Annotated in this window: 18 protein-coding genes, 1 tRNA gene and 3 pseudogenes; 9 read left to right on the forward strand and 13 right to left on the reverse strand. The window is 60.4% G+C overall.

Features of this window, described 5'->3' with window-relative positions:
* Positions 1 to 30 precede the first annotated feature (30 nt).
* The 3 genes and pseudogenes from DSC91_RS35460 to DSC91_RS35470 form a co-directional block, all read right to left on the reverse strand.
* Positions 31 to 2234 (reverse strand): annotated as a pseudogene (locus DSC91_RS35460) (ParB/RepB/Spo0J family partition protein).
* A gap of 130 nt (positions 2235 to 2364) precedes the next feature.
* Positions 2365 to 3198 carry a DUF932 domain-containing protein gene (locus tag DSC91_RS35465; RefSeq protein WP_115783110.1) on the reverse strand — a complete coding sequence of 278 codons (834 nt, stop codon included), beginning with the start codon at positions 3196 to 3198 and terminating at the stop codon, positions 2365 to 2367.
* Positions 3199 to 3407: 209 nt separating this feature from the next.
* Positions 3408 to 4672: pseudogene (locus DSC91_RS35470) on the reverse strand (IS110 family RNA-guided transposase).
* 570 nt (positions 4673 to 5242) lie between these two features.
* Between DSC91_RS35470 and DSC91_RS35475 the strand changes: the two are divergent.
* Together DSC91_RS35475 and DSC91_RS35480 are read left to right on the forward strand one after the other, a co-directional pair.
* Entirely contained in the window at positions 5243 to 5455 is a 213-nt protein-coding gene (locus DSC91_RS35475; protein WP_162831520.1) for a hypothetical protein, read from the forward strand.
* Between the two features lie 119 nt (positions 5456 to 5574).
* Entirely contained in the window at positions 5575 to 6285 is a 711-nt protein-coding gene (locus DSC91_RS35480) for an ImmA/IrrE family metallo-endopeptidase (RefSeq protein WP_115783112.1), read from the forward strand.
* A gap of 263 nt (positions 6286 to 6548) precedes the next feature.
* Here the strand turns inward: DSC91_RS35480 and DSC91_RS35485 are convergent, their stop codons facing one another.
* The 5 genes and pseudogenes from DSC91_RS35485 to DSC91_RS35500 all read right to left on the reverse strand — a co-directional run bounded on the left by DSC91_RS35485 (position 6549) and on the right by DSC91_RS35500 (position 11743).
* Entirely contained in the window at positions 6549 to 7403 is an 855-nt protein-coding gene (locus DSC91_RS35485) for a hypothetical protein (protein ID WP_229758329.1), read from the reverse strand.
* A 120-nt stretch (positions 7404 to 7523) separates the two neighbouring features.
* A pseudogene (locus tag DSC91_RS38725) lies at positions 7524 to 7670 on the reverse strand (DUF4236 domain-containing protein); the annotation flags it as partial.
* A 683-nt stretch (positions 7671 to 8353) separates the two neighbouring features.
* Positions 8354 to 10300: a helix-hairpin-helix domain-containing protein gene (locus DSC91_RS35490; protein ID WP_115783114.1), complete on the reverse strand. Its 1947-nt coding sequence runs from the start codon at positions 10298 to 10300 to the stop codon at positions 8354 to 8356.
* Positions 10284 to 11069 (reverse strand): PP2C family serine/threonine-protein phosphatase, encoded by a 786-nt coding sequence (locus DSC91_RS35495; protein WP_115783115.1) that lies wholly within the window; start codon positions 11067 to 11069, stop codon positions 10284 to 10286. The genes DSC91_RS35490 and DSC91_RS35495 overlap by 17 nt, the downstream gene beginning before the upstream one ends.
* The gene (locus DSC91_RS35500; protein WP_115783116.1) at positions 11066 to 11743 is read right to left on the reverse strand and encodes a vWA domain-containing protein; all 678 of its coding nucleotides are present in this window, start codon (positions 11741 to 11743) and stop codon (positions 11066 to 11068) included. The genes DSC91_RS35495 and DSC91_RS35500 overlap by 4 nt, the downstream gene beginning before the upstream one ends.
* Positions 11744 to 11821: 78 nt before the next feature.
* Between DSC91_RS35500 and DSC91_RS35505 the strand changes: the two genes are divergently transcribed.
* The 3 genes from DSC91_RS35505 (at position 11822) to DSC91_RS35520 (ending at position 14137) form a co-directional block, all read left to right on the forward strand.
* The gene (locus DSC91_RS35505; protein WP_115783117.1) at positions 11822 to 12739 is read left to right on the forward strand and encodes a hypothetical protein; all 918 of its coding nucleotides are present in this window, start codon (positions 11822 to 11824) and stop codon (positions 12737 to 12739) included.
* Between the two features lie 357 nt (positions 12740 to 13096).
* On the forward strand, positions 13097 to 13276 hold the full coding sequence (gene yidD / locus DSC91_RS35515; RefSeq protein ID WP_229758335.1) for a membrane protein insertion efficiency factor YidD: 180 nt from the start codon (positions 13097 to 13099) through the stop codon (positions 13274 to 13276).
* 126 nt (positions 13277 to 13402) lie between these two features.
* Positions 13403 to 14137, forward strand: a complete 735-nt coding sequence (locus DSC91_RS35520; protein WP_115783119.1) for a hypothetical protein — start codon at positions 13403 to 13405, stop codon at positions 14135 to 14137.
* A gap of 278 nt (positions 14138 to 14415) precedes the next feature.
* On the opposite strand, the gene DSC91_RS37760 is transcribed toward DSC91_RS35520, so the two are convergent.
* On the reverse strand, positions 14416 to 14622 hold the full coding sequence (locus tag DSC91_RS37760; RefSeq protein WP_162831521.1) for a hypothetical protein: 207 nt from the start codon (positions 14620 to 14622) through the stop codon (positions 14416 to 14418).
* Positions 14623 to 14669: 47 nt separating this feature from the next.
* Here DSC91_RS37760 and DSC91_RS35525 point away from each other — a divergent pair, with 47 nt between their 5' ends.
* From DSC91_RS35525 to DSC91_RS35535, 3 genes are all read left to right on the forward strand, one after another.
* Positions 14670 to 15644, forward strand: coding sequence for a protein phosphatase 2C domain-containing protein (locus tag DSC91_RS35525; protein ID WP_115783120.1), 975 nt, complete (start codon positions 14670 to 14672; stop codon positions 15642 to 15644).
* A 1095-nt stretch (positions 15645 to 16739) separates the two neighbouring features.
* Positions 16740 to 16816, forward strand: a tRNA-Asp gene (locus DSC91_RS35530).
* Between the two features lie 87 nt (positions 16817 to 16903).
* Positions 16904 to 18841, forward strand: coding sequence for a SurA N-terminal domain-containing protein (locus DSC91_RS35535; protein WP_115783121.1), 1938 nt, complete (start codon positions 16904 to 16906; stop codon positions 18839 to 18841).
* Positions 18842 to 18982: 141 nt separating this feature from the next.
* On the opposite strand, the gene DSC91_RS35540 is transcribed toward DSC91_RS35535, so the two are convergent.
* Both DSC91_RS35540 and DSC91_RS35545 read right to left on the reverse strand, forming a co-directional pair.
* On the reverse strand, positions 18983 to 19324 hold the full coding sequence (locus tag DSC91_RS35540; protein WP_115783122.1) for a hypothetical protein: 342 nt from the start codon (positions 19322 to 19324) through the stop codon (positions 18983 to 18985).
* Positions 19325 to 19440: 116 nt separating this feature from the next.
* A complete protein-coding gene (locus DSC91_RS35545; protein WP_115783123.1) occupies positions 19441 to 20136 on the reverse strand; it encodes an arylesterase in 696 nt (231 codons plus the stop codon).
* On the opposite strand from DSC91_RS35545, the gene DSC91_RS35550 reads away from it, so the two are divergent.
* Entirely contained in the window at positions 20135 to 20821 is a 687-nt protein-coding gene (locus DSC91_RS35550; protein WP_115783124.1) for an ABC transporter ATP-binding protein, read from the forward strand. The genes DSC91_RS35545 and DSC91_RS35550 overlap by 2 nt on opposite strands.
* A 197-nt stretch (positions 20822 to 21018) precedes the next feature.
* Here DSC91_RS35550 and pgi read toward each other — a convergent pair whose 3' ends face one another.
* The gene (gene pgi / locus DSC91_RS35555) at positions 21019 to 22641 is read right to left on the reverse strand and encodes a glucose-6-phosphate isomerase (RefSeq protein WP_115783125.1); all 1623 of its coding nucleotides are present in this window, start codon (positions 22639 to 22641) and stop codon (positions 21019 to 21021) included.
* A 332-nt stretch (positions 22642 to 22973) separates the two neighbouring features.
* A complete protein-coding gene (locus DSC91_RS35560; RefSeq protein WP_115783126.1) occupies positions 22974 to 24599 on the reverse strand; it encodes an NAD(P)H-hydrate dehydratase in 1626 nt (541 codons plus the stop codon).
* Between the last annotated feature and the right edge of the window lie 20 nt (positions 24600 to 24619).

The raw sequence follows: 24619 nt of genomic DNA on the forward strand, positions 1-24619 counted from the left end.
GCAACGGGTCGGGCTGAAGTGACGTGCCGGTCAGCTTGCCTGATGCCCAACGCTGGCAGCAGTCGGGAAAGGCCAGGGCGGCTGTTCACTGCGCATTTCGGGGGACGTGTCTGCGTCGCGAGGCGCATTGTTGACTTTCTCGCCGCCGTTGCCTCCACCCGGTTCGGCGTCGGCGTCTTCGCCGTCCTGCGTCTCGCCTGCGCCGTTCCGGGTGTCCGCGTCTTCATCGTCGTAGATATCCCAGCAGGGTGTGGCCGGGATATCCCGATCGGTGAGAACTTCCGGGAGCCATGCGGCGTTTGCGAGCCGCAGTTCGGCGGCGGCAGCGGCGTCGGCCTTCTTCATCTTCCCGAGGTCGGCCGCGACCTTCGGGGATACGGCGGCGGATACGACTTCCGCAATGCGCGCCTTGCTGACGTGATCGAAGTAGGTCGCGCGGGTCGGTGTCCAGTACCGGGTCATGTCGAGGTTCAGCGCGCCCACCAGCGCATTGATCGCATGCGGCTTTTCTTCGCTCTCAATGCCATCGAGCAGGGTGCCGGTGCAGAACGCGAGCAGGTCGAGCAGGGTCGTGCCGGGGTTCTGCTGCATCAGCCACGGCAGCAGGTCGGCCGGTCTGGCGGGCAGTTCCGCGATCCAGCGTGCACGCTGCGTCCCGATGGCGTTCCATGCGGGGCTGGCAGGCAGGTCGTCCGCTGCACGTAGCAGGCCGTCGTAATTGTTCTCGCCGGAAAGCGCCAGGCAGCCGTGCGCGGACGTATGCCCGTAGTGTTCGGGCAGTGCCTGTGGGATCAGTTGCTGCAGGATGGCGGCGAGCGCGATGGCGGGCTGTGTGACCAGTTCTGCATGAATGGCGACGGTGCGATGTGCCGTGAGCCGCTGGCAGAGTTTCGCGCTGTGGACAGGTTTGACCTTCGGGGACGGCGCATCTGCCGCTTCGGGCGTTTGGGCTTCCGGCGTGCCGGTGACGGTCGCGCCTGCCGCGTCGAGCGCGGCGCTGTTCTCGCGCCTCACGAGGCCGCGCTCAATAAGCAGGTCGCCCTGCGGACCGACAATCACGAACGCACCGGCCTCGGCGATCCCCAAACGACCGCGCGGCTTTCGAGGGCGATGATCGCCGTATTGACGCGCCCGATTTCCTCTTTGAGGCGGTCGGCTTCCTCATAGGCATTTGCGTCGTCCTCCGACAGTGCCTCGAGCTTTTCGGCCAGTTCGTCCTGCTGTGCGGTGAGCGAATCCATTTTGTTCTGCTCGTCCTCTGTATACGGACGCTGGATGGGGCGCAGCCTGCCGTGGCGGTTCAATTCCAGAAAATCGCGCTCGACGCGCGTTTCGGTCCAGCCCCAACCCTCGGCACGGACTTCCTCGGCGGCGGCGTCGAGCTTCTGCGCAACGAGGCGTTGTAACAGTTCCGCGTCCGCGATGTACCCCGCGTTCTGGTCGTCGCTGAACAGGTCGCGGCGCACATACCCGCCAGCAGCCTCATAGGCGTCAAGTCCGACAAAGCGAACGAGACGGCTGCGGCTCGCGTCGATTTCCGCGCGGGTGATCGCCTGCCGCAGGTAGTTCGGCTGGCGCTGCCACTCGTTCGCATCGAACCAGATATGCTCCTGCGTCTCGTGATCGTCCGCGAGGGCGAGCGCGGCAAGCTGGTCGAGCGTGATGGCATCGTCGCGCAGCAGTGCGAGCAGCCTGGATGACACATTCGCAAGCTTCATGCGTCGTTTGACTGTGAGCGGCGAGGCGGAAAAGAGCGCGGCGATGTAGTCGACGCTGCGGCCTTCCTCCGCCAGCATCCGGTACGAACGCAGCACGTCGAACGGGTCGAGTCCTTCGCGCTCGCTGTTCTCGATCAGCGAAAGGGCGAGGGCTTCGCCTTCGCTGACGATCCGCACGGGGACCGGATAGTCGGCGGTGATGTGCTTCTGCTCGAACAGCAGATCGAGTGCGGCTTCGCGGCGCTGCCCTGCGCAGACCCCGTACTTGCGCTGCCTGCCGCGCGATCCCTTCATCTCGTGGACGACGAGGTTTTGCAGCAGTCCCTTTGCACGGATATTCGCCGCAAGGGCTGGAATGCCGGACAGGGGCTTCGTGCGGGCGTTGAGCGGCGAGCGCCGCAGGCTGGAATAGGGAACCGTGACGACTGGCTGTTCGTTGCCGAAACTGGTTTCGAGTACGGATGCGGCTTCGGCGGAGTCCACCGTGGTGGTGGTTCCGGTTTCATGGGCTTGCATGATTGACTCCAGAAAGTTGGAAAGGGAGTTCCGGGTCGGGGTGCTACCGGATTCTGTCAGGGCCTGGCCCGGATAGGAGTCCTGACAGAGGGTGACGGAGTGGGGCGACGTGGGGGCCGCCCCTGTGCGCTTACCCCTTCATCTGGCGCATCGCATCCGCGAGCATCCAGAGAGCGCGGTTGAGCTTCACGTTCTGGTCGATGCCGGTGATAGGCCGCGTAGACATGGAGCGCCCGGTGCGCGAGCGTCCGTGCAGTCCACCCTTGGTGAGGTTTTCCTGCACGCGGTTAAAGACCGTCCAGAGGTCGTCACTACGATCCTCGAAACGGCGCGGAGCGAGTAACTGGCTTTCGGTGACGGGCGCGGGTGCCTCGGTGTCGGTCGGGTCGTAGCGCAGCGCGAGAGCGGAGCGTGCGAACGCATGCTGTTCGTCGCGGTCGAGTGCCACGTCGCGCATACCGTCCTTCTGCTCGCGGATCAGGTCGAAGCCGTCGAGCATATCGAATGCGCCGTTGATGACGTTCTGGACGATGTTGCCCCTGTGTGGCACGCGGATATCCCGGACGCTGTCGCCCGCGACCATGCCGTTCTGGCAGACGAAGCGCAGCACGCCCGCGAGCATCTGGTAACTGCTCGTGCCGTCGTGCGAGTTCAGCAGCACGATTTCATTGGCTTCGCCGCCGATGATCTGGTCGGCGTGGCGAAGCCGCAGCATGTGCTTGGTGTACTCACGCTTGCTTTCGTCGCGTACGCGGGTCTGGCAGACCATGAAGGGCTGGAAGCCTTCGTTGCGCAGGCCGCGCAGCACGTCGATGGTGGGAATGTAGGCGTAGCGCTCGGAGCGGCTTTCGTGCTTGCCGTCTGCGAAGATGGACGGGGCAATGCGGCGGATCTGATCATCCGATAGGGGCGAGTCCGAGCGGAGCATCGGGGAACCGTAATGGAAAGAGGAAGCGAGTTGCATGGCGTTCTCCACAACAAAAAGTTGAAGGGTGTTGCGCTGACCGGGCTCCAAGATTCCGCTCCGCCGTGGAGGTTGGGCTCGTCCTGGTGGAACCCGGGGTTGGCTTTCCTGCCGCCAGTCTCCTGAGTTCGCGCCCGTGCGACTCAAGGAGCCAATGGTGGGCAAACGTCAAGGAAGAAAGGCGAGGGAGGGTGCCCCTATGTGTTTCGTCAAGCATTAGGGGCTGATTTCGGGTGGTAGAAGGTTCCGTCGCGCAGCATCGCGAACAGCACGTCGCAGCGCCGTCTGGCAAGAGCGATGAGCGCCTGATTGTGGCGCTTGCCCTGCTGGACCTTGCGGGCGTAATAGTCCCTCGAAGTCGGGTCTCGCAGGGCAGCAAAGGCGGAGAGGAAGAGCGCTCTCTTGAGCACCTTGTTGCCGCGTCTGGAGGGGTGTTCGCCACGGATAGACGAGCCTGAGCGTCGGGTGACCGGGGCGAGGCCGGCGTAGGCTGCGAGATGCGCAGCTGAAGCGAAGGCTTTGTGGGCGACTTCCGTGAGGAGTCTGGCGGCGGTCCTGACGCCGACTCCCGGCATGCTGGTCAGGACCGGCCAAAGAGGGTGTGCGTGCACCAGGCGTTCAACTTCGCTGGCAACCTCGTCGCGTTGTTTGCGCAAAGACGCGAGCTGCTGGGCCAGACGCGGCATGACGATGGTTGCTGCCTGCGTACCGGGTACGACCACAGCCTGTTCGCTGAGCGCCTGAACGATTTCGGCAGCAAGGCTTTTGCCCATGCGAGGTGCAAGTTTGGTGAGGCGGTTGGCGAGTGCTTTTTCGCTGGTCGCGGCAAGCTCGGCGGGCGACGGGTACCGCTCAAGCAGATCGAGCACGGCCGGATGGTCGAGGCGCGGCCCCAGAACCCGTTCCAGTGCGGGATGGATCTGGGTAAGCAGGCCGCGAATGCGGTTGCTGGTCTGCGTGATCTGCGCGGCGAGATCGTCGTCGAAACCGCACAACATGGTGAGTTCGGCAAGCGGCTCGTCAGCAAGTCGAAGCGAGCGCAGCGTGTGCGGCATCGAGCGGGCGGCCTCTGCAATGATGGCGGCATCGCGGGCGTCGGTCTTGGCTTCGCCCGCATGCAGATCGGCGATGCGGCGCATGGCCAGACCTGGCAGATAGGCGACCAGAACGCCTTCGTCCCGAGCGACTGCCAGCGGCAGCGCGCCGATGGTGGCGGGCTGGTCGACGACGAATAGAAGTTGGCCGTGCTCCTTGAGTTCGGTGATTAGGGCGCGCAGTTTGGTTTCATCGTTTGGAAGCGCTTTGTTGTACAGGCGCTTTCCGGTCCGATCGAGAGCGACGGCGTGATGATGGCCTTTACCTACGTCAACGCCGACGAAGACATCGACGGAGTCATGTTGTTGGTTTTCTTGCATCGAAGTGTTTGTGCAGATTGAGCTGGTTGGCCTGCAACATCGGTGGCAAGTCTCGGCATCCACGTTACGGACGGCCTCAAGATGTGCCCGGCCGAGCCCCTATTAGCGATCACCAGCCACCCACCAGACCCGGTGACAACACCCCCCGGATCATGACTGCGACTGGGGGCGGGAATCATGCCGGGCCTGGCTGGCCAAATCCTCAATTATCGAGGAGTGAAGATAGTAACGGGGGCGGGCAACACGGTCCCTCGCCCCTTGATGTTTGCCCACCATTGGCTACGGTCGCGGGTTTCGGGCGGGGACACAGGAGACTGGTAGATGCGAAGCGTCGGGTTTTTGCGGTATGAGCCGCCGCGCGGCGAGCGCGAATGTGGAGGCCGCCTGCGGCCTTCACCTGACTGGGCTTTCAAGGGTTGGGTTTTTGCGTCAGGGATTGATGCCCGAAGGGGCGAGACGCGGTACGCGGCTTGACGCGGAGCGCGAAAGCCCGCCCGAAGCGTCAGCGGCGGGGACGCCCTCCATCGTGACGGGCGAAGTGTCTGGATTAACGAAAGTGCGCGCTTGCTGCAATGGAGGCATTGTCAAGCAACGATCTAACGATGCCTGTGCAGCCTGAGACCGAATTGATGGACGACGTCGTGGTAACGGACAAACCCCGCCGCCCGACCCTTGCCAGCGCGCTCGAGCGGCGGGAGCGCCTGAGCGCGTTCAGGGGCTCGCGCATCCATTTCGACGCGTTCGAACCCGAAGTGGTGGAGATCAGGCCTTATAAGGATCAGGACGGGACCTTGGAGCTCAATTCCAGGCGTGTTTCGGCTTTTGGCTCTGCGCCCCGCTGATCGCTTGTCAACCAAGTGCATGTTGTCAAGTCTTAGAATATACAAGATGTGGTGATAATTTTTCTTGAATACACCATCAATTGTGGTAATCTGGATTGTATAGGTTCGGGGGTTCCCACATGGAAAAGATCGACAAGAAAGCGATCGACGACGTCGCGAAGCTCGTCCGCTTTGAAATCTACCAGCGCGCCAAACGCAGCCACAGCACGGTGCCGCATGTGCTCCAACTGCTCCGGCCGGAACACGCCGCGCGAGTGCACGGCGTCGAGTATGAGGAAGTGGCCGGCTCGCTTGGCGTGCATGGTGTTGGCAAGGAAACCTACGAGGTCGCGGGACTCATTGACCCGCAGCGAAATCTGATCAGGGTTTCCGGCAAGTTTTCCTACGAGATCCAGCGCTTCACCGGCGCGCACGAACTCGGTCACCACTTCCTGCATCGCGGCATGTCTCTCCACCGCGACCGTCCGCTGGACGGTTCGTTGACGGGGCTCGACAAACGGGAGCGGGAAGCGAACTACTTCGCTGGTACGTTCCTCGCCCCCGAGCAAATTGCCAAGAGAGCGTATGCGGCGCGGTTCGGCAGCAAGCCTCTGCATTTGACGGATGATGTTGCATTCGCCCTGAAAGGCGCGAAGGACATGCATGACCTGATGCGCACGTCAGGCACGGGCTCGCGACAACTCGCTCGGGCGATAGCGGGTGCCACGCAGTTCGGTCCTGGGCGCCGCTTCGATTCCCTTGCCTCGGTTTTCGGCTTGTCCATCACGGCGATGGCAATCCGTCTCGAGGAGATCGGTCTCGTCGAGGAAGTGAGCCTCGTCAACGACTAGTCCGCCGTGATATCTTTGGGCGCCTCTGCAGGCGCTCAAACAAATCGGGGAGCTGTGCCGGTAGCACTAACGCTTCAACAACTGGGCGCAAATTTGAGGACGACGGGATGTATTCGTCATCCCCGTATGTGGTTTCCAAGACCGACAAAGCGTTGCCTCCTTGCGTAGTCGACTTTGTCTGGCTGCATGGCAGGCACTACCCGATACCCAAAGGCAACGGTTTCACCGGAAGCAAAGGGTGCGATTTCAACGGCGTAATACCTTCAGGGGTTACCAGAGGTGCGCAAAGACATGAGGTCCCGTGCTGATTGTCGGAAGGCGGCTGCGACGCCTGGACGCGAAAATTGAAACAGTTCGTTTATGCCGGAAGCGGAACTTATTGAGAGCTCGTCGTAGCGAACGACAGGCAGCTCCCTGTTGTTCTTGAATCTTCTGTCGGGACCGCCTGACTTGTTGACGTATTGCCAGGTGCGCCCGACTACGGCGGCGTCCGTAGGGACGGCTTCGCCTTCGATGAACTGCGTTGCGCCGTCTCTGATTGCTAGTTCGCCGTATCCGACCGCCGCGACGCTACTTCCTGTGACAACGAAGAGCCGGTCAGGACAGAAGTAGAGTGTGTTCGGCCCTGCAACAATATAGGGAATGTCGAAATTGCACTTTACCTTCGAGAATGGACCTATGCCTAACTGCAGCGCTTTGCGTTGTACAAGGCTAGAAGCTCCCGCATGATATTTTCTGTCCAGTACGCGACCCGTGGCGTCGATTCGCCACTTGGCCCCGGATGCCGCGAGTTGCTCCACGCCATCTGCCAACGAAGAGAATGCTTGTTCGGAGTTTGCGTCTAAATCGTAGAACAGGACTGTTGCGCGTCGAGCTGTGTCCCAATAATAGACCCACGTGGCCGCGAAACACATCGCAATTGCAATGATGCCGCTTGCAAGCGAAGCCAAAAGTCCATTGTCTGCCAATGCTGCAGCGACAAGGATGGAAACAATCGCCAGTACGGATATCCATGGCCATATAGCCATCATCGCTGCTTTAGTGTTGATTTCCTGGACGAGCGAGTCGAGCGAAGATAGTGCCAGTTGGTCAGCGGTCACCGAAGACACGCTGACCATGGGACCAACTGTAGTGTTGGGAGGCGGGTTCAGTGTGGGTGGCGAGGCTCCGTTGGGGCGAGGGCCATTTGAGTGCGGCCGATTAGCTGGCGACGAGGGTAGGGTAGCCCGATAGGTGAAACCGCCCTTCGAGACCGACACGTAGTTGCCCCGCGGACCTGTTCCGATGCGAAAACCGGGGACCCCGACGGACACACCGATGCCGGCACCAGATAGATTAAAGCGGAATGGTCCAGCGGATAGCGATTTCCTGTAGCTCAGTCCCATTGAATTCTCCCCGATACCTTCTTATTGAGCGACGCACCAGTTGCCAATCATTCTGAAGCCAGAGTCACATTCCCATCCGTTCCATGTGTTGGCTAGGTGGGCGCTAGGTGGCAAGCTGATGGCAGAGCACGTGTTACCCATGCGTCTGAAACCTGTATTGCAGTCCCAGTTCGAGCCAACGCCAGTCAAATGCGCGTTGGACGGCATGCTCTGCATCGACATGCATACTGCCCCGAATCGCAGAAATCCATCGTCGCATTGCCATTGCCCATCTGTCGAGACTCGATGAGCGTTGGGGGGCATTGCCATCGGGACGCACCCCGATGGACCGGCAGTCATTCCAGCAGGACAGTCAGCTCGCGCGCGTTGATTGACGGAATTCGTACATCCAATGCGGTCGACACCTGGCGGGCATAAGGGCTGGCTACTTGCAGATGTGTTTTGCCCCGCGGCGGTAGGCAACGATTGTGCTTGGCTTGGAGATTGGGGCTGCGACGTCATCGGTGATGCATTCACAGGAGGCGGTGCAACAGGTCCAACCGGCTTCCCGCGAAAGGCATTTAGAAATTGGTCAACCTGAATGGGCGCCTCTTGCGCCTGACCATAAGTTGCACCTAGAAGCAACAGGCCGGTCAATGACAGGCTAAAAGAGGCGTAGCACTTCGACCTAAGTAAGCTTCTCATCAGCGCACCTGCATGACGGCAAGGTCCGCCTCTGCTTGGGCGAGTGCATGCCAAGTTGCTTCCAGTGCTCCCTTGGCATTGTTCTGTCGCCCAATTATTTCGTTGCGAAGGTCTTGCAGTTGCCGTGCCTCGTCTCTGAGTTGCTGTTCGATGTTGTTGCGCATCGACGCGACTTTGGTATTCACCGCGTTAATGTCCTGCTGCGTCGGAGCTGCACCGGCAGTGGGAACAAATCGTTGTTCGATACTGCGCTTCCATGCCAGCAGATTTGCCGTAAGTCCGGTGCCAAAGCCAGGAATGCCAGCGACAGCGGCTGCTGAAATATCTGCCGCCGATTCGATGCCGAACGAGACGAGGGTTTGCTTGCGCTGCTCACCCACGCCAGTAATCTTTGCGGAATGAATGAGATGACGGTCGAGGAAATCATGCAGCTGCCGGGCGACTATCGATGCCTGCAGTTGTTTCATCTCGCGCGCGAGCACTTGCGGCAGGTCATCCAGTCGAGCTTTGACTTGGCTTGCCGACCGCGCTTTATCCGAAAGTCGTCGGTCAGACCGCAGGCTTTCGTAGTTGGAAAGTGCCTGCTCGTATGCTCGCTTTGTGCTCTCGACAACGCTCTTTCGCGTAATGAGTTCGATTGGTGTGGCCGGTTTTACACCATGGATGGCAAATGCACCCATCACGAACCAGAGCGGCCATAGCTTAGGGACAACCAGAGACATCAAAAACGCGAGGAGGCAGATAGCGGCGTAGGTCAGTCGTGTCTTCGTAACGCCTTTGCTTACGGATGTCGGCGGTGGTCGCCCCGTCAGATTGAGTGGTGGTGGGTTATACGTCGGTAGCGACGGTAAGGCACTTAGGGCCTGAATTTGCGACCAGAGAGCAGCAATGTTGGCGCCCGCAACCTGAAAGTTTATGGGTGCACCGGTGGCTGATGCCGGTGTGAAGTAGGGTGTTCCGAGTCTATCCCGCTCGCACCAGACGCAGGTGTTTAGATGCCCAGGATACTTGTGACGGGGCTCTGCGCTGCATGAACGCAACGAGTGTAATAGCCCGTCCAGAGCGGCAACCCACTCTTTCGCCTTGGGGCGGCCGTATTTCGCGCCTACTTCAGTAAAGGCGCGCCAGAAGAGGTCGCCCATGGTTGTGGGCAGATATTCCAACCCTAGCGCTCTCGGCGGCATATCGTTTAATCGAGCGAGCCTGTCAGCGCCATACGCGAAGCGGAACTCCTTAATTGACCGTTCCAACGGGAGGTCGCCGGATATTTTGGGAATCCCGGAGAAGGGATGCCGCGCCATAAACAGCAACTGGAAAATCAGGACGGCCAGCCCGAAGTTGTCGTGATTCGCAGTACGGGTTACGCCATGAAATGAGCCCAGCCCCTGTAACTCCGGCGGAGTATAGTGAGGAACCCCCACTGTGCATGGGAAGCTGGCCGAAGCTGTGTTGACATGAAACGAGTCGCAGTCAAGCAGCTTGACGGTCCCTTGGTGGCTGACAATGATATTGTTTTCATTGACGTCCCCGATCGCGTGTCCATGCGCGTGTATTGCATCGAATGCTGCCGCGATGTTCCTCGCTGTCCCAACTAGAAACGAGAAATCGACTTTTGGGAATGTCTGCCGTCTGCTCGCAACGCCGTACAGTTGGTGCACGGGTTCGTAGCCGGAAAACTTTGGCATAGTGAACCCGGCTACTGGCCCTGGCTTGCGTGCCAGCAGAACATTGATCGGCCACGCTGCAATCTGTTTCAGATAGGTGTCACCCACCTGCGCCATCGCGCGTAGCTTTGCCTGCCGATCCGCATCCAGAGCGTGGGAATACATCTTGGCGGCCACGTTTTCCCCGTTATGCGTCGCATCGAAGACAGCGCCTTCACCGCCTTGCCCCAGCTTCTTACCGAGCGTGAGCTGGTTTCCCTGTTCGTCAAATGCCACGGACATCAGTTGCTCCCAACGCACGTGTAGCAAGAATCAGCGTCTTATCGTCGTCGGTTCTTTCGTTTATCGCGTCGCTACCCAGAAAACGCTCGAGTGCCGCACACAGCGAGTCGGTTTGCTCGTCAGTGGACGTCCGTAGAGCCTTGAACATGGGTTCAAAGAACGGCGCATGCGCTGTTTCGCTGGAGAACACCAGGGCAAGGCGCTGCAAGCCGTCACTGAACAGAGCGGCCTCGTCGGTCGTCCACCGTACTTCGATACGCAAATGGTTATGCGCGTCGGCATCCGTGACGAAATAGGTCATGTTTGCGTACTCGCCAGACTCGGGCCAAAAAACCGGCGTGAGCGTACCTTCATGCCGCGCGACGATTGCTCCGTCACCGACCTGAAAATAGAGCGCTTGGGTTGGCCCAATGACTACACCGAGCAATGTGCACGCCAGCTCGCGCGTGGTTACGTTGCGAGCGGTCGCAGCTTTTGTGATTTCTGCTCGCACATTCTCGAGTAACTCGGCAGCCAACTCTGTCTTCAGACCCGCTTCACCTGCGACCTCGACCGCTTTAATCAGAAATCTTCCGCTGGTCTCGCAAGCAATCTCAGCTCCTACCTCTCCGAACTGCGCGCTTCCAGCCCCGTCGGACGCGAGAGCGACCAGAAAAACGGCGCCGTTTGCGTCATTCGCGACGTGGTAGAAGCAGCTGTCCTGGCACGGCGCTGACGTTTGGACATGCGAACTGCCGACAACGGAAGCGCCAATGACTCGCCAGCTCACACTGAGGCCCAGCCCGTGGGCGCCGCGAGGGGAACCTCGGTGCCCGGCGTTGAGCGGGAAACGGCTGCCATCGACGCAGACAGCCACTGGAACAGTTCGCGGAATTTCAATCCCTGCAGCGACAATGGCTGACGAGTCGAAATCTGGGCGAGTGTATCCATATTCGCGCCCTGTACTCCGACCGCGAAGAAAGCGAATTTCTTTGAAGCTTCGCCTTCTCGAACTCGGGCCGCCGCTGATTGCCAGGCATCCGTCGGACCGCCGTCTGTGATAAGGAACACCCATGGGCGGTAGTAGGAGATGCCGTTTGCTTTGTATTCGGCTTTTCGCGCTTCGAGCGTGTCCAGCGCGAGGTTGATAGCAGAGCCCATTGGCGTATCGTTATGGGCCGTCAGAGTGGGTGGGAAGAAGTTCGGTGCCGTGTGGAACGGCATTTCGAGTGTGGCGGGGCCGAATGTCACAATCGCTGTGTCAACCCGCTTCATCGCGAGAGAGTCTGCGGCCAGCTCGTCTTTGAAAGTCGTCAGGCCAGCGTTGAGTTGAGCGATTGGCTCTCCGCTCATGGAGCCTGAACGGTCAAGGACGAGCACGCAGGGGCAGCGTTGCTCAGGATTTTCGGCGAAATTGTCCGTGCCGAATGCTACCTGCGTAGCAAAGTCATTGTTCTCAGTCATGGTCTTCTCGCTATGCGGCGCTGGCTAAGCTCGGAACCGCGCGTTAGTATTTAAGCCTGAGATAATAATCCAAGAATCATGTCCGCAAGTAAAGCTCCAGCTTATTTAGGTTTGGTCTTCGCTGTAGCAATGGGCGTGCTCGTATCCGGGGCTAACAAACACACGTCATCTGACGTCGCGGCGCCGCCCGATATCGCAAGTGCGCCGGCGACAGCGGTGTCGCAACCGACCGAACCTGAGTCCGTTCCCGCTGCCGTATGGAAGTTGCAAACGTTAAAAATTGGCCCCTTGCGGGTAAAGGCAAATCTGCCGTCCTACGGGATTAATGCGACTTGCATGTTGCCGAGCCCTGCTGACGACGAAGTCAGCATGTGCCAACCAGTTGTGGGAACCTCTGATACGTCCATCTGGCAAATTCGGATTGTCAGCCAACGCGACCGCTTCGTGCCGTTGACCTGGTTCGACAGTGTGACCCAATCACTGCGCGGGATGCCGGTCGATGTTTTGACTCGCCAACTGGGAAACGAAGCCAACCTAGTGACCAAGGCAGGGTTTACCAGCGCTGCGCTTCTCGCGCCCGGCGACTTGTCGGGAGCCGTAGCTATCCGTGGCTCCGCTGCAGCGCCTTCAGCATTCGCCGCTGCTAAACCGCAATCGTGTGTCTACGCGTTTTTGCTCGCAGCGAACAGGCCAGCGACGGTTCTATACTGTGCTGCGAATGACGAGGATGCGCTGGCTGGCACTCAGAAGATTGTTTCTTCCTTGCTGAAGTTCAACACATCTGCTGAATACAAGCGTGGCAGTGCGCAAGGCGTCGAGCACAACCTGTATCTGAAGCGCCTGAAAGCAGCAGGCGGCGGCGCGCCGGAACTTCTGTCTTCCGAGCAGGCGTATGAGCAGTCGACGGCAGCCGAGTGTGAAAGGTACCCAGTTATATCGCAAGAGCGATACCAGTGCTATGAGGGATTTGCCGCCAATCGTCTACCGATGTTGTGATGTGCTTGTCTCGCACCGATAGAAATGTTGTGTCGAAGACCTAAAGTTCTCGACGCAACTGTCGTCATGCAGGCATGAAGTCCTGTGAGGATGTATGGCGTTCGAATACAGGATGGTTCAGGTTCCTCCAAACATTGCGGTCCGTGCACGCGAGCATAGAGGTAAAGAGGCAGCCGCCTATCTGGGAAGGGGTGTCAACGAGTACGCGCGACATGGATGGGAATTTTATCGCGTCGATAGCATTGGAGTGAATGTCCAGCCTGGATGCTTTGATGCATTGTTTGGTCGCAAGGCGCAGTCTGCAACATACTATGTCGTTACCTTCCGACGGCGCTGATTAGCGCGAGCGAGGCGGTAATCGGTGTCTATCGGAGGCTTGCCTCGGTTGCACTCCGAGACGCTTGCTTTTTCGAGCCGACTTGTTCGGAATATGCGCTGCACGCGATTCGCAGATATCGACCTTTTCGGGGGTGGATGAAGGCGTTGCGACGAATTGCCAGGTGTCGGCAATCGAATGGCGGGATAGACGAACCATGATCCTATAGACTCTTGGGAGTCGCGCGTCTCAAGGCAGCCAGTTAGGCAGGAAGGGTGCGCTTGAGTCTGTCATTCACAACCTATTGAACTTCTGATTATTTAGTCAAAGTTCTCTGAGTCAAAAAAATGAGCAACTTCGGGGTCGGGCTGTTTCTTGTTGGCGTGCTCACCGGATTGATTGGTGTTGGAGGTTTTTTCGATACTCGAAAAGTCGATCGGCGCTTCAAGACGGGTTACAAAAATAATGAACCAGATAACAGGAATTTTGGGCGTGCGGGCAAGCGTATTCTGTACGGTATAGGGGTTTGTATTGTAGCGTCGGCCATTATCAGCTTAAGCTCGCCTTCTGAACGCACATTGCCCACCACGCAGGTGGACAACGTTGCCTCGCAGCCCGAAGTGGTCGCTGCCTCACAGGCAGAAGTGTCGAATCCGGTTGTCGCTCTTGACCCTCAGCAAGCGGGGCAGAAGTCTGACAGCGGAGTTGCACTCGGTTCGAACGAGCGAGTGGTCGCGCCCGAAAGTGTCGCCCCGGCTCTCGCTTCGGAGTTGGTCCCGGTTGCACAAGTACAAGATGCTTCGCTGCAATCTGGCCAGGAAAGCGCCAGCTGCACCGAGGACGGGACGTTTTTTGGTGCCAACATCTGCAAAAGTGCAACTCTCGCGGCGGCCTACGACCGTGAACTGAAGGAGTATGAGGCGGCGCAGGGCCGTATTGGTGGGAAAGACATCGGAGTGCGCATTGAACAGCAGAACTGGCTCGACCAAGTCACCAAAAGCTGTTCGGACATGACGTGCCTGACCGAGGCGTTTGATGCACGGACAGCTAATCTTCACTCTCGGTACCGAAAAGACGGCTAGACCTTTATGTCTTGGCGCCGAACGTCGCGACGTGACGAATTGTCCGATTGCCACAAAGCTCTCTAGGGCTAAGCCATCGAAGGCGCTACCGCAGGCCTTGGTGGAGTCTGCGTCAGCAGAACATCAGGAAATCGTAGTGCCAGGAGTGACAGCCGATACATCCAGTAGCATCACGGCTGAGCGGGTATGTGAAGTGCGGAGGCTACAGCCGGTACGCACTCTCTCAACCATCAATCCAAGAACGCCCGCGACAAAGTGAGCGTTCTTGTCAGCATTAATCACTGATGGCGAAACTGACCATGCCTGTCGCTGGCTTTCATATTACGTTCGCGGTGAATGTTAATTTTCCGCCCCTTCGATTTTGCCCAAGCTATTGCGTCAGCCTGCCTGTCACATGTATGCAAAATAGTTGAAGTTTTATCTTCTTCTACTGCATGGTATTCACCATTAACAGCCTTGACCCTAACAATATCAACTTCAAGCATGGTAATGCCTCCAATTTGAAAGGTCTCTAACAAATAGTCGAGCGCACATGACACGCGCCGGATGGAGTTGCGGTCGAATCGGCATATTTCAAGAGAAACATTTTTCGAAACAGGTTTTCGGCAGCCCTGACGGTTTTCATGACGAATTCTCGCTTCGTTTCTTCATCCATTCGGCCGCTTTTTTGCGCATCGATCGACGCCAACGTATGCGGAGGGAGGGCAGGGAAGTCGAGCGGCGCGACAGTCGCGAACCGGCTTCCGAAGAGTTTTTTTGCGCGGCACACGTCATCGTCCGAGTTCAGATCTTTGATCTGGGCGCCATCCGGCGAGATCGCGTCGAAGTCAAAGACGGATTGCTGGACTTCGGACTGCCCGTAGCGAGTTCCAAGGTGAAGACGAGTGCGGGGGTTCTACCCGTGACTGATGCCGCGGGACGAGAGTGGGGTGTGGTGTTGTGCTTTCATGCAGGGCACCCCGAACGGGTCTGTCGGCGGGCGGTTGGTCTTTCGTCGGCCACGCCGTGCTCGGCGCCACATTATGCCGATAAGTGCCTAGCGAGATTGCGCCGCAAGAGCCGTGGAATGAAGTGCGATGTTGATGCATTCGCGTGCACGCTTATGTTCGTCGCGCACAAATCCGGACGATACCTCGCGGGCCATCTTGGCGACGGCATGATTGCCATGGATGATGGTGTTGGAGAGGTGATTACTTTGTCGCATCCGGATAACGGCGAGTACGCAAACACGACATTTGTGACAGAGCCCGACGCGGTTCAGAGGCTGCGAATCTACGCGGGAGAATGCGCGGCGTCGGCTTTCGCGGTAATGAGTGATGGCACTGCAGAAAGCCTCTACCTGCGCGCGACTGGTCAGCCAGCTAGGTTGGCGCTCAGTAAGCGGTTTCACTGGACCCGAACGTTTCCGAGATCCAAAACGGAAGGCATTCTGGCGCAGAACCTGGAACAGGCGTTTGCTGGAAAAACGACGGACGACTGTTCCATCGGACTGATGGTCATCGCCTGAGCGCGCCCAGCGCAACATCCTAATGCGTCGATTTGCTGGTGGAAATGATTAAGGCCGAATCTGGGTGGCCCGGCGAGGTGCCTGCACTAGGCTATTTCGTCGGCTCCCCAGCCGTCCAGCACTGTTCGGTACGTCGTCTCGTCGTCTGGTTCGCCGGCCAAGGCGCGGAACATATGAATGACTTGCTGTGCGTGTCCAGGGCGCAGTCCGCAAATCGCCTGAGCGGACCCTGCATATGTGGCTTGGCAGCCAGTGCTGTACGCGCCCGGCGATCGCTGCACGCTTCTGGTTGGGGCGGCCGGAGTTGCAACTCTGGCTTTTGAAGGCTCTACCCAGATCAAATTGGATGGTGTCCGACGGTACCGACGACGGTACGCCGACAAGAATCGTTTTGAGACGCCCCGCGTTCGTGACATTTCAACGAAAGCGCGTGTTGATGCTCCAATGCACTTTATCGAAAGCCAATAACTGCCGACTGGATTTCTCGGTATCGCGGACGGTATCGTCGCTGCCCGACTTGGCGGAAACGCCACTCCACAAGAGCTTCGCCCGCGCGATTGACGATCGAGTGGGTATCGTTGGTCAGGATATCTCCAAACTCAATAGTCGCGGCGCATGGAGGCCAACGCGCGGTATTGGCTCATCAGAACCAACATCTTGCAGCTATCGGGCTACCGGGTGCCAAGCTGACGGATTGTCTCAGGAGACCCTTTGGAAGCCAGCCACGTGGCACGATCTCAAAAAACCACTTCCCAAGGACTGGCAGGCGGACGTCGGCGAAAGCCGGCACTCTATATAAATAGTGTCCAGGGTATGTCCGTTGCCGGGGGCGGGAATCCGGACCTAACACTTCGATGGGTTGCGGGTAACATAAGAGGCGCGATGCCTTCGGGTTAGCTGGCGCGACCATATTTCCGTTGCCAAGCCGCGACATTTGCGGCAGAATCTCGGATCGTTGTATTTTTCGTTGTATCCGCTGGATCGAATTGTGCGGGCGCCTTACCCCATAAGGCTTCGCTGGGTGTTTTCGAACCCCTCAGCACCACCAGTTTCAGAGTCGGCTAAGTGCTTCGGCGCAGCGCAATTGCAGTATAAGGAGTGGTAGTTCAGTCGGTTAGAATACCGGCCTGTCACGCCGGGGGTCGCGGGTTCGAGTCCCGTCCACTCCGCCAGTATCCACGAAAGGCGAACTCCGGTTCGCCTTTTTTATTGCCCGCTGTTGTAAGATCGGGCGTTCTGTTTTTGGCACTCCCTCACGCATGCTCGATTTTTTCCGCAATCACAAACGCCTGATGATGTTCATGCTCATCCTCGTCATTGTGCCGGGGTTGGGTTTTGTGGGTATCCAGGGCTTCCGCGGCTTCTTTGACGAAAGTGCAAACGTCGCCAGCGTCAACGGTCACAAGATTACTCGCGCAGAGTATGACGACGCGATGCGTCAGCAACTCGACCGTGCCCGGCAAATGCTCGGCGCGCAGTTCGACATGAAGTCGTTCGACACGCCGGAGCGCCGTCGCGAAATGCTCGACGGTCTGATCGAGCAGCGTGTGCTGGCCGACGAAACACAACGCCTGCATCTGACCGCATCTGACGACGCCGTGCGCCGCGTGTTGCTGAACGATCCGGTGATCTCGTCGCTGAAGAATCCGGACGGCTCGATCGACGTGGACCGCTACAAGCAGTTGCTCGCGATGCAGGGCATGACGCCCGATCAATACGACGAACGTGTGCGCTACAGCATTGCCACGCAGCAGTTGCCTGCGAGCATTCAAGGCAGCGCCTTCACGTCGAAGACCCTCGCGCAGCATCTCACCGAGCTTGCCGAACAGCAACGCGAAGTGCAGGGTATCGCGTTCCATTCGCGCGACTATGCAGCGAAGTTGCAGCCCACGGATGCGCAACTTCAGGGGTATTACGACGCGCATCGCAACGACTTCGCCACGCCGGCCACGGCAACGATCCAGTACCTTGTGATGTCGCCGGCAACGCTGTCCGCCGCCGTGCAGCCGAGCGATGCCGATCTGAAAAAGTACTACGACGACAACATCGCGCATTACCGCACGGACGGCCAGGTGCGCGCGAGTCACATCCTGATTGCCGCGCCGAAAGATGCGAGCGCGGCTGACAAGGCCAAGGCGAAGCAGAAGGCCGAAGAGCTGCTCGCTCAGGTCAAGGCGCATCCGGACCAGTTCGCGCAGATTGCGCAGCAGAATTCGCAGGATCCGGGTTCGGCGTCGAAGGGCGGTGATCTGGGTTACTTCGGTCGCGGCATGATCGCTGGCGGCCAGGCGTTCGACGACGCCGTGTTCGGTCTCAAGAAAGACGAAGTCAGCGGCATTGTGCAGACCGACTTCGGCTATCACATCGTCAAGGTCACGGACGTGAAGCCGACAGTCACCAAGCCGTTCGACGAAGTGAAAGATCAGATCGCAAAAGACCTGAAAACCCAGCTGGCGAGCAAGGCGTTCAGCGACGACTCGGAAGGCTTCACATCGCTGGTCTACGAGAAGGCGAAGAGCCTGCAGCCTGCTGCCGACAAGTACAAGCTGCAACTGCAAACGGCCACGGTCACGCCGCAGCCGGATCCGAAGCTGCCGCCTGGCAGCCCGCTGGGCAACGCGAAGTTCCTGGTTGCCGTGTTCGCAAACGACGCGGTCACCGCGCGCAACAACACGCAAGCAATCGACGTCGGCGGTAACACGCTGATCGCCGCGCACGTGACCGACTACAAGGCGGCGGCTGTGCCGGCGCTGGACGCCGTCAAGGACGCAGTGCGTCAGAAAGTGATCGCGGTTCAGTCGAACGAGGCAGCTCACAAGGAAGGTATCGCGAAGCTGGCGGAGTTCGACAAGTCGAAGGCCACGACGGGCTTCTCATCGCCGCTGAAGGTTTCGCGCAACGACGCGCAAGGCGTGCCGCCGGCTGCCTTGAGTGCAATCTACAAGGCAGACGCGCAAAAATTACCCGCGTACGTGGGCGTGGATCTCGGCGACGACGGCTATGCGATCTACCGCGTGAACGCGGTCGTTGCAAGCGCCCCGATCGATCCGCAGCGTCTGGCTGCCGCGCAGCAGCAGATTGCACAGGTCGATGCGCAATCCGAGGCTCAGGGTTATGTCGAAGCGTTGCGTGCCCGTTCAAAGGTGAAGTTCTACGGTTCGCTCGACAGCAGCAATGCGCAGGCGAGCGGCGAATAAGCGCCGGCGCGAGCGCGCCGGCAAGTAAAGCGCGCAGCCACGAAAAAGCCCCGCAGAATTGCGGGGCTTTTTCATTTGACACATGCCAACGCGTCAGACGGTTTTCTGCCTGGGCGCGCGGCTTGTTACGCCTTCAGCCGCCTAGAGGCAAGCGCTGATCGAGCTGGTGGCATCGCTGCCCGCGGCGCCACTGGCGCGGAAGCCGACCCATGAACCCGGGCCGGTGTACGCGGGCCGTACCACGGCGGCTGCGCCAGCAGGCGGCTGTTGACCTGGCATATAGACATCCACTGCCTGATCGTTCGCCATGACGTCTTGCGACACGACTTGCTGTTGCGAGCTGTCGGCCCACTTCTGCGCGATGCACGTCGCGACGGCCTTCGGCGGCTGCTGGCTTTGGCCCACGGATTGGACGCCTGCCGGCGGTTGAGCGGCGCATGCAGAAATTGCCACGGTCAAAGCGATTAACGGTAAATATTTCACGTTAACTCCTCAGAAGACGCTCGGAATCGAGCCGGGTTGCGCGGGATTACGAAAGTCGGAGCGATCTTGCCGATCCGCGCTCCCCCATTACCGGAAACAAGTTGCTAGCGAGCTTTTCAGTGCGGCGAACTTGTGCGAAGGAGTGGCTTGACAGCCGGCCACACGTTGTTGAGTAGCACCGGCTGTGCCTGCTGCGTGGGATGGATCTGATCCGCCTGAAACATTTCCGGTTTGTCGGCGATGCCGGCCAGCAGGAACGGCACCAGCGGCACGCGCAATTGCTTCGAGAGTTCACCGTACAGGCCGTGGAACTTTTGCGTGTAGTCGGGGCCGTAATTGGGAGGCACGTACATGCCGACCAGCACGACCTTCGCGTGGCCTTGCTGAGCCTGCTCGATGATCGTCCGCAGGTTGTCTTCGGTCGTGGCGAGCGGCACGCCGCGCAACGCATCGTTGGCGCCGAGCTCGACGATCACGATGCTCGGCTTGAGCCGCTGCAGGAGCGCCGGCAAGCGGGCCCGGCCACCGCTCGTGGTGTCGCCGCTGATGCTCGCATTGGCGACGCTATAATCGATTCGCTCATCGGTGAGGCGCTGGCGCATCAAGGCAACCCAGCCAGTGTCGCGGGGCAAGCCGTATTCGGCGGAGATGCTGTCGCCGAGCACGACGATCACCGGCTTGGCCTGTTCGGGCGGGTTGGCCGCATAGATCGGGAAGGGCAGCGAAAACAGGGTTGCGGCCAGCACGGCCGGGCCGAATGCGGTAGTCAGCGCCGTCGCTACGGCGCGCACTTTCAACCTACGCTTCACCATGCTAAACAAAACTGATCCAGTCATTGAAGTGCGGGGTTTGTGCAAGAAGGTTAAGGATGCAACGGGCGAACTGACGATTCTCGAGGACATCGATCTTGCTATCGATGCCGGCAGCAGCGTAGCGATCGTCGGCGCATCCGGGTCGGGCAAGTCTACGCTGCTTGGCTTGCTCGCAGGTTTGGACAGCGCGAGTTCGGGCTCGGTTCGGCTGCTCGGGCGCGAACTCACCGAGCTGAACGAAGACGAGCGCGCCGCGTTGCGCAGCGGCGCGGTCGGTTTCGTGTTCCAGTCGTTTCAGTTGATGCCGCATTTGACGGCGCTCGAAAACGTCACGCTCCCGCTCGAGCTGCAAGGCGGCATCGGCACGCGCGAGGCCGCGGCGCGCGCGCGCGGACTGCTGGAGCAGGTGGGACTGGCGAAGCGCACCGGGCATTATCCGAAGCTGCTGTCGGGCGGCGAACAGCAGCGGGTCGCTCTCGCGCGAGCTTTCGTCACCCATCCGGCGATCCTGTTCGCCGACGAGCCGACCGGCAGTCTCGACGCAGCCACCGGCCACGCGGTGATCGATTTGATGTTCGAGATGAACCGCGCGAACGGCGCCACGTTGATCCTCGTCACGCACGACGTCGAGCTCGCGCGCCGCTGCGATACGACGGTGACGATCGAAGCGGGGCGGTTGGCTTGAGCGAACCGTTCGCACGCAATCATCCGTGCGAAAGCTGCAAAAGCAAAGCGGGCCGCAAGGGCCCGCTTCTCATTTCGGCCAACGCGACCTATGCAGCCAGGCTCAACGCAGCCAGGCTCAACGCAACCAACCAGGCACGGCTAAGCGCACGACTAAACGTTCAGCCCATACGGCGCGAACAGGCGCGCCACTCACGCTCAACGCTTCAACGCAGCGCGCGCCCGCGCGATCAACGCCGATGTCGACGAGTCGTGTTTCTTCTCATCGACGCTTGCCGACGTCAGATCCGCCTCGACCACCTTGCCGAGGATCTTGCCCAACTCGACGCCCCATTGATCGAACGGGTTGATGTTCCATACCGATGCTTGCACCAGTACCTTGTGCTCATACAGCGCGATCAATGCGCCAAGCGAACGCGCGGTAAGCGCGTCGACAAGCAGCGTCGTGGTCGGGCGGTTGCCCGGAAACACCAGGTGCGGCGCCAGTTCCGGCTTGTCCGCACCGGCAACCTTCTTCGCCTCTTCGAGCGTGCGGCCGAGCATCAGCGCTTCGCTTTGCGCGAAGCAGTTCGCCAGTAGCTTTGGATGATGGCTGACGAGCGGATGCTCCGGCGTCAACACAGCGATGAAGTCGATCGGCACGATGGTCGGACCCTGGTGCAGCATCTGGAAAAACGCATGCTGACCGTTCGTGCCCGGTTCGCCCCAGGTCACGGCGGCGGTCGGATAGTCGACCATCACGCTATCGAGGCGCGCGGACTTGCCATTGCTTTCCATTTCGAGCTGTTGCAGATACGACGACAGGAAATGCAGCGCTTCCGAATACGGCGCAACCAGATAGCTTTGCGAGCCGAAGAAGTTGCGATACCAGATGCCGATCATGCCGAGCAGCACCGGCAGATTCTTCTCGAGCGGTGCGTCGCGGAAATGCTGATCCATCTCGTTGGCGCCGGCCAGCAGTTCGCCGAACTGTTGCTGCCCGATCGCGATCATGATCGACAGACCGACCGCCGACCACAGCGAATAACGCCCGCCGACCCAGTCCCACATCTCGAACACGTTCTCTTTCGCGATGCCGAACCTGACCACCTCGGAAGGATTGGCCGACACGCCGACAAAGTGCTTCGCCAGCGCGCTCTCCGGGCAGCCTTTCTCGATGAACCAGTCGCGCAGCGAGCGCGCGTTGGTCATTGTTTCGAGCGTGGTGAAAGTCTTGGAGACGATGATCGCAAGCGTCTCTTCGGGATCGATCTGCTGCATCACGTTGTACAGATCCGCGCCGTCCACGTTCGACACGAAGTGCGTGGCGATCTCCGGCGCGGCCAGATGATGCAGCGCGTGAACGACCATCTTCGGCCCGAGATCGGAGCCGCCGATGCCGATGTTCACGACATAGCGAATCCGCTTGCCGGTGTAGCCGGTCCACTCGCCGCTGCGGACCTTGTCGGCGAACGCGCCCATCTTCGCGCGCTCGGCCTGGATCTGCGCGTGAAACGGCGCCTTCGGATCGCTGGCGCGCAAGGCGGTGTGCAATGCGGCGCGGCCCTCGGTCGGGTTGACGATGTCGCCCGCGAACATGGCGTCGCGGCGTTTCTCGACGCCGGCTTCGCGTGCGAGTTGCACCAGCAGTTTCAGGGTTTCGTCGGTGATGCGATTCTTCGAGAAATCGGCCGCGAGACCGCCGCCCGCGAACGCAAAGCGCTCAGCACGGGTAGGGGCGGGATCGTTCTCGGGGGCGAACCAGTCGCGCATGTGCGCATCGCGAATCTTCTCGTAATGCGTTTGCAGCGAGGACCAGGAGGGGAGCGAGTTCTGCGTCATAGCGTCCGTCTAACGAAGGGGCACGAAGAAAGGCGCGCGCGTGAAGCGCTGCCGAGGATGATGCAACGATGCTGTTAGAGCGATGCCGCGCGCTGCGGTTCGTGATGAATTGCGGGGAGATTTCGCGAGGTCGTCCGGGGATCGTCGAACGGCTCGCCGAAATTTCGCCGTAACCCGCGATGAACCCGACGCGCGGCGCAGTCAATCAGTATAGCGGCGTTGTGTGACGGGCGGCAGCGGTTTGGGCGTCCCATGCAAACTGTGGGACCGGGCGCCGCGGTCGGGACACCCTGATCGACGTGTTTCATGGGGTGCTTCATTCAGCCGCCGACTCATCCCCCCGCCGGCGGATAGAACATGCGATTGAGCAAAGTCCGCACCATCGGCGCGAGTTCGCCCGCCGTCAGACCGGCTGGGCCGTGGCCCTGCGCGCTCAGCGTATCGGCGGCGAGGCCGTGCAGGTAGACGCCTGCCAGCGCGGCTTCGTAACGCGGCAGATGCTGGGCGAGAAACGCGCCGATGATGCCGCCGAGCACGTCGCCGGTGCCGCCCGTCGCGAGTGCGGCATTGCCGGTCGGATTGATCGCGACGCGGCCGTCAGGCGCCGCGATCACGGTGCCGGTGCCTTTCAGCACGACCACGCCGGCAAAGCGTGCAGCGAGAGCGCGCGCCGCGGCGAGCCGGTCGCGTTGCACGCCCTGCACGTCGGTGCCGAGCAGGCGCGCGGCCTCCAGCGGATGCGGCGTGAGTACGCAGGGATCGCCTTGCAAGCCGCGCGCGGCGACTGCAGCCGCGAGCGACGGGTCCGTCGAAATCAGATTGAGTGCGTCGGCGTCGAACAGTTTGGGTGCGTCGAGCGCCAGCACGCCGTGCATGACCTGCGTGGCGCGGTCGCGATGACCCATGCCGCAACCGACGGCGAGCGCGTCCATCTTGCCGAGCGGCAGATCGTCGAGCGCATGCAGCATCAGTTCGGGATGTGGCGGATCGTAGGGCGGGGCGCCGTCGCCGAGCAGCGCGACGTGCACCTTGCCCGCGCCGGTGTAGAGCGCCGCACGCGAAGCGAGGATCGGTGCGCCGCACATGCCGGTATCGCCGCCGACCACGGCGAGGCTGCCGAAGGTGCCCTTGTTGGTGGCGAAGTCGCGCGGCGGCAGGAAGTCGGCGAAAAGCTCGGGCGCGTTGAGTTGCACGGCCGTGCGCGAGGTGCTGTCGACACCGATTGGCGCCACCATCACCGTGCCGGCGAGATCGCGGCCCTGTGCCGTGAAGAGCCCGGGTTTCGCGCCGATGAAGGTGATCGTGTGGGTGGCGTGGACCGCGGCGCCATCGCTCCGGCTTTCGCTCCGGTTTCCACCTTGGCCCGGTTGGTCGCCGACGATCGTGCCGGTGTCGCTGTCGAGACCGCTCGGCGTGTCGAGCGCCAGGACGCCGCCGCGTCTGGACTTTGCTTTCGTGCGTTGCGAGAGCTGCCGGGCGATGATGGCAAAGACGCCTTCCAGAGGGCGGGTCAGGCCGATGCCGAACATGCCGTCCACCAGCCACGTATAGCTGTCCAGCGAAGCCGGCGGTGTCGATGTAATGGCTACGCCTGCCGCGCGGGCGGTGTCGAGCGCCCAGCGGGCGTCGTCCGGCTTGACTTCGAGGGGCATGCAAAGCTCGACGGCGATTCCGGCATGATGCAGCTCCGCAGCCATGATCAACGCGTCGCCGCCGTTGTTGCCCGGGCCCGCGACGAGCCACACCTTGTGCTTCGATTTTTCGGTCGAGGTGTCGCGGGTGATCTGTTCTTGCAGGTAGCTCGCGGCGGCTCTGCCGGCGCGCGACATCAGGGTGTGCTGAGGCAGCGCCGCCGCGGCCTGGGTTTCAAGGATGCGCAGGTCGGCCAGTGCAAGCAGCGGCAACGCCCGGTTGCGCGGGCTGATTAACGTCGGGAGCGTGGATTCGGGCACTGTCATGGCGAGGCCTGGAGTTCGCC

Origin of the sequence: Paraburkholderia caffeinilytica, from assembly GCF_003368325.1 — a bacterium.
Taxonomy (GTDB): domain Bacteria; phylum Pseudomonadota; class Gammaproteobacteria; order Burkholderiales; family Burkholderiaceae; genus Paraburkholderia; species Paraburkholderia caffeinilytica.